General features: G+C 65.4%; 6 protein-coding genes and 1 tRNA gene. 2 read left to right on the top strand and 5 right to left on the bottom strand.

The window, feature by feature from the left end; all coding sequences use genetic code 11:
- Positions 1 to 544, top strand: a 544-nt coding sequence (locus EOA24_RS26750) for a substrate-binding domain-containing protein (protein WP_145992544.1), incomplete at its 5' end; no start/stop codon positions are given.
- 189 nt (positions 545 to 733) lie between these two features.
- Here the strand turns inward: EOA24_RS26750 and EOA24_RS26745 are convergent.
- Both EOA24_RS26745 and rocF read right to left on the bottom strand, forming a co-directional pair.
- Positions 734 to 1,792, bottom strand: a complete 1,059-nt coding sequence (locus EOA24_RS26745) for an ornithine cyclodeaminase (RefSeq protein WP_126080383.1) — start codon at positions 1,790 to 1,792, stop codon at positions 734 to 736.
- A 2-nt stretch (positions 1,793 to 1,794) separates the two neighbouring features.
- Positions 1,795 to 2,727, bottom strand: a complete 933-nt coding sequence (rocF, locus tag EOA24_RS26740; protein WP_126080384.1) for an arginase — start codon at positions 2,725 to 2,727, stop codon at positions 1,795 to 1,797.
- Positions 2,728 to 2,858: 131 nt separating this feature from the next.
- Here rocF and EOA24_RS26735 point away from each other — a divergent pair, with 131 nt between their 5' ends.
- Positions 2,859 to 3,299: an Lrp/AsnC family transcriptional regulator gene (locus EOA24_RS26735; protein ID WP_042645357.1), complete on the top strand. Its 441-nt coding sequence runs from the start codon at positions 2,859 to 2,861 to the stop codon at positions 3,297 to 3,299.
- Between the two features lie 142 nt (positions 3,300 to 3,441).
- On the opposite strand, the gene EOA24_RS26730 is transcribed toward EOA24_RS26735, so the two are convergent.
- From EOA24_RS26730 to EOA24_RS26720, 3 genes are all read right to left on the bottom strand, one after another.
- Positions 3,442 to 3,825 (bottom strand): hypothetical protein, encoded by a 384-nt coding sequence (locus tag EOA24_RS26730; RefSeq protein WP_126080385.1) that lies wholly within the window; start codon positions 3,823 to 3,825, stop codon positions 3,442 to 3,444.
- Positions 3,826 to 4,037: 212 nt separating this feature from the next.
- On the bottom strand, positions 4,038 to 4,235 hold the full coding sequence (locus EOA24_RS26725; protein ID WP_127410240.1) for a hypothetical protein: 198 nt from the start codon (positions 4,233 to 4,235) through the stop codon (positions 4,038 to 4,040).
- A gap of 594 nt (positions 4,236 to 4,829) precedes the next feature.
- Positions 4,830 to 4,904 (bottom strand) — tRNA-Gly (locus EOA24_RS26720).
- Positions 4,905 to 5,192: the final 288 nt, after the last annotated feature.

The raw sequence follows: 5,192 nt of genomic DNA, 5'->3' as shown, positions 1-5,192 counted from the left end.
TTCGGTGCTGGTCGACCATGACCATGGCGGCTATCTCGCCGGCAAATATCTGGCCGGGCTCGGGCATGAAAAGATCGGTGTCATCGGCGGCCCGCGCGATTCCAGCTCCAGCCCGGCCCGCCTGCGCGGTTTCGCGCGCGCGCTCGACGAGGCGGGCCTCGAGCTGCCGGCCTCGTCGGTCGTAGATTCCGACTATCATTTCGCCGGCGGGCGCCTGGCGATGGAGCAGCTGATGGCGCAGGCGCCGGACATCACGGCGGTGTTCGCCTGCAACGACCTGATGGCGATGGGCGCGGTCACGGCGCTGCGCTCGCGCGGATTGCGGGTTCCCGACGATATCTCGATGGTCGGGTTCGACGACATCCCCTATGCCGTCACCACCTGGCCGCCGCTGACGACGATCGCGCAGCCGGTCGAAAAGATCGGCACGCGCGCGGTGAGCCTGCTGCTCGAGAGGCTGGGTGAGCCGGAAGCGCCTTCCAGACGCGAAGTGCTGGCGCCGGTGCTGGTCGAGCGGGAAAGCTGCGCGGCCTTGCGTCGGTAGCGCTGGCAATCATCAGCGCTGGCGCCGCCCCCTCATCCGGCCGCTGCGCGGCCACCTTCTCCCCGCTGGGGAGAAGAGGCTGGCGCCAACGTCGGCAATCTCCTCTCCCCTCGGGGAGAGGTCAGCCGAGCGAAGCGGAGGCTGGGTGAGGGGGAGCGCCCTTCGCGATTTCCAGATGTTCAAAAGCCCTTACGCCGCCGGCTGCATGGCGGCCCTCTCCAGCATGCCGAATAGGTCGCGCGGCTCGTCCGGGTCGGCGAGCAGGTCGAGTTCCTCATAGAGGCCGGTGGCCTGGAGCTGGTCGCGGACGTAGCGCAGCGCTGAAAAATCCTCGGTGGCGAAGCCGACGGAATCGAACAGCGTGATCTGTTCGGGCGCCTTGCGGCCTTTAGCCTTCCCGGTCATCACCTGCCACAGCTCGGTCACCGGATGGTCGGCGTCGAGTTGCTGGATCTCGCCCTCGATGCGCGTCTGCGGCGGGAACTCGACGAAGATGTCGGAGCGCAGAAGGATGTCGCGATGGAGTTCCGTCTTGCCGGGGCAGTCGCCGCCGACGGCGTTGATGTGGACGCCGGAGCCGACCATGTTGTCGGTGAGGATGGTTGCGTACTGCTTGTCGGCGGTCACCGTGGTGATGATGTCGACACCTTCCACCGCGTCCTGCCCGGTTGCGCAGATGGTGATGTCAAAACCCTTGGTCGCCAGGTTGCGGGCGCATTTTTCGGACGCCGAACGATCGATGTCGTAGAGCCGCAGCCGGTCGATGCCGAGCAACGCCTTGAAGGCGATGGCCTGGAACTCGGACTGGGCGCCGTTGCCGATGATGGCCATGGTGCGCGCGCCCTTTGGGGCCAGGTATTTGGCGGCGACGGCCGAGGTGGCGGCGGTGCGCAGTGCCGTCAGGATGGTCATTTCGGTGAGCAGCATCGGATAGCCGGAGCCGACATCGGCGAGCACGCCGAAGGCGGTGACGGTCTGGCGGCCCTCGCGCATGTTCTTCGGATGGCCGTTGACATATTTGAAGCCGTACATCTTGCCGTCGCTGGTCGGCATCAGCTCAATGACGCCGTCATGGCTGTGCGAGGCGATGCGCGGCGTCTTGTCGAACAGCTCCCAGCGCCGGAAATCCTCCTCGATATAGGCGGCGAGCTCGGTGAGGAAGCGCTCGACGCCGATGGCGAGCACCAGCTTCATCATGCGGTCGACGCTGACGAAGGGAACGATGGCGAGGCGCGAAGGCTGGGTCATGCTCAGAGGCTCCCGGAATGGCTGCGGGTTGGGCGGTCCATGATGCGGCGGCCCATCAGGCTGGCGGTGAGGTCGACCATCAGGGTCGCGGTGCGGCCGCGCTCGTCGAGGAACGGGTTCAATTCGACCAGGTCGAGGCTGGAGACGAGGCAGCTGTCGGACAGCATCTCCATCACCAGATGCGCTTCGCGAAAAGTGGCGCCGCCGGGAACGGTGGTGCCGACGGCCGGCGCGATCGACGGGTCGAGGAAGTCGACGTCGAGGCTGACATGCAAGAGCCCGTTCTCCTTCTCGACGCGGGCGAGGAAAGCGCGCAGCAAGGGCGCGATGCCGTGCTCGTCGATGGCGCGCATGTCGTGCACGGTGACGCCGGCTTCAGCGAGCGCGCGGCGCTCGGCTGGATCGACGCTGCGCAGGCCTATGGCGCAGATGCGGGCCGGGTCGACCGCTTGCGGCAGATCCGGGAAATAGCCCTGAAAACCGGCCTGCCCGCTGGCATAGGCGAGCGGCACGCCATGCAGATTGCCGCTGGTGGTGGTGTCGAGCGTGTGGAAATCGGGATGCGCGTCGAGCCACAGCACGAAGAGCGGCCGGCCGCGTTTGGCGGCGCGGCGCGCCACGCCGGACACCGTGCCGGCGGAGATCGAATGGTCGCCGCCGAGGAAGATCGGCACGGCATCCCTGGAAGCGGCGTAGGCGGTTTCGGCGATCGCGGCGGTCCAGGCGGAGATCTCCGGCAGCGCCTTCAGCGCGAGGTTGCCGTGCACCACCGGGCGCGCCGCGGCCTTCTCGACCGCGCCCCAGTCCTCGACCTCATGGCCAAGCTCGGCCAGCACCGAGACGAGGCCTGCTGTGCGCAGCGCGCTCGGCCCCATCTCGCATCCCATCCTGCCCGCGCCGTCCTGCACCGGCGCGCCGACGATCCTGCAGCGCATGATTTTTTCAGCCCTTACGATTGATTGGCTGATTGGATCATCAGGCGCTGGCGGTTTGAACAGGCGAAATTGGCATTTCGAGAAGAATGATCTATCATTCTGCACATCCAACTTGACCAAGATGAGCAATCATGGACGCGCTCGACGAAAGACTGGTCACGCTTCTGCGGCATGATGCGCGGCGCAGCGTCTCCGATCTCGCCATCGATCTCGGCGTCTCGCGCGCCACGGTTCGGGCGCGCATGGAGCGGCTGGAAAAGTCCGGCGAGATCATCGGCTACACGGTGGTGCTGCGCGCCGACGCGGTCGATCAGAGGATACGCGGCGTGATGATGATCGAGATCGAGGGCCATGCCGCCGACCGCGTCATCCGGGCGCTCGGCGGCCTTCCCGAGGTTTCCACCATTCACACCACCAACGGCCGCTGGGACCTCGTGGTGGAGCTCGGTACCGCCTCGCTCACTGATTTCGACGCCGTGCTGCGCCGGATAAGGCTGATCCCCGGGATCACGGGCAGCGAGACCAGCCTGCTGCTGGCGACGCCGCGGACGACAAGGGCGCGGCTGGCATAACAGGTCCATGAGTCTCGGGACGATCGGCGGTCCGTGGGCGTTATCTCCGCCTTGGCTGGGTGGGAACGCGACGGCCCCGGTGTGAGGCCCGGCAGGGCTCGATCACACCGGCAGCCGCATTGCGGGGGGAGCGCTCGGGTCGTCAGCCGTTCGGATAGTAGCCGCCATCGCCGCCGCTGCCGATATAGGTCCCTTGGCCGGAGGCATTCTGAAGCCGCTGATCCAACTCGTTGATCTGCCCGATCGCCGAACGGCCTCGGGTGGGCTGGATGGCGTCCGCCTGCCGCATCAGGTCGCGGGCTTGATCCTGTGTGATCTTGCCGGCCTGCCTGGCCTCGCGGATACCTTGTTTCACGCCAAGCAGCTGCTGCGTCGCAACTCTCGCTTCCGGGTCCGCCGGCACCGATGCCGTGGTTGTGGTGTCGACCGCCGCTCTATGGTGGCGGTGCACGGCATAGGCGCTCGAAAGCGGTATGGCCGCGAAGATCGAGGCGGCCGCAATGATCTTTGGGATGAAAGAACGCATGATGACATCTCCTCGGGATGGAGGAAGCGGGAAACCCGCTTTCCAAAACGGGCCGTCCAGTCGCGTCGTGTCGCGGTGCAGGCCACTCACCGCCGGCGGTTCTCGGCCCCCGGAAGGAGATATGGAAGCCGGCACAACGTTGAAATGCGTTGGCACGCAAATGTTATCCGATGTGATCTGGGGTTGAGTCGCGGTGCCGCGACCTGGCGTTCTCAGGCGACGCTGGCGAAGGGAACCGGCGAATCGACAACCTGCCCGCTAATTCCCGCATTGGCCTGGTCGGCCAGATCCTCGGCTTCGCCACGCGTCAGCCCGATCAGCACCCGGCCGTCCATCTCCGCCGGGAGGTCGAGAGCCAGATCATGGACAAGCCAGTCGTCACACGGGTCCTGTATCGCTGCGAACCTCATCGGCGCTCCCTCGGTCGGCGCATCTAAACCTCCGACGAGTCCGATCGTTCCGGATCGGAACGGCAGAATACCGATAAATGGTTGCAATGCCGGCGAAGTGGCTGCGGCGCCGATTGATCTGCCTGTCCGGCAAGCCGCTCCGCCTCCTCGCGGCTCAGGCCGAGCAACAATATGTCCCCAACCTGCGCCGGATAACCCGAAAGCAGGTCATATACCATCCATTGGCCGCACGGATCCCGTAAGGCTGTGAACCTCATGGCCGACGTTCTTTGATCTAGTATGCCCCAACGCAACGACTGGCGGGAACTGCGCCCCGCGAAAATGCCCGGCCGGATTTAGTTCCGGCACTTTCACTCAACATATAGTTGTCAGGCGCCCGGCAAATGAGGCTCTACAGTCCCTTCGGCATGCGACCCAAGTCTGATGGGCGGCGGATACTTCCCGGATGACCAGCGCCAACTGCGGCGGCAGATGTCGTCACTTCCCCGGCAATCCGGGCGCGCTCCGAAGGTCAAGAAGATCAAAATGGTCCAGACGCGAAAAAGCCGCGGTGGTCCGCGGCTTTTCGTTTGCTTAATCCTCGGTGGAGGAAACTGGAGCGGGTGAGGCGATTCGAACGCCCGACCCCAACCTTGGCAAGGTTGTGCTCTACCCCTGAGCTACACCCGCTCGCGCGGCCTTGGGCCGCTAGCCGCGCCTATATGGCCGAAGAGCGCGGCGATTGCAACAGGGAAATGACGGTCTTTTTGGAGGGAATTTCTTCGTGCGGCGAGATCCGCTTCGAAAGCGTCGAAACGGCGCGGAACCGGGGCGATCGCCAATCCGCGCACAAAGCTTCCGCGCGGCTTTCCCGGAATTGCCCCGCGGCCTTGCCCCGATGGCATTGTTGGCCGTAAACGGCATGAGCCCTATTCGATCGCGCGAGGACCGATGCCGAAGACCGAAGCCGAGCTCAAC

The sequence above is a fragment of the Mesorhizobium sp. M2A.F.Ca.ET.039.01.1.1 genome, assembly GCF_003998035.1.
Lineage (GTDB): Bacteria > Pseudomonadota > Alphaproteobacteria > Rhizobiales > Rhizobiaceae > Mesorhizobium.
Note: the sequence above shows the minus strand (reverse complement) of the source record. Positions and strands in the feature narration are given on the sequence as shown.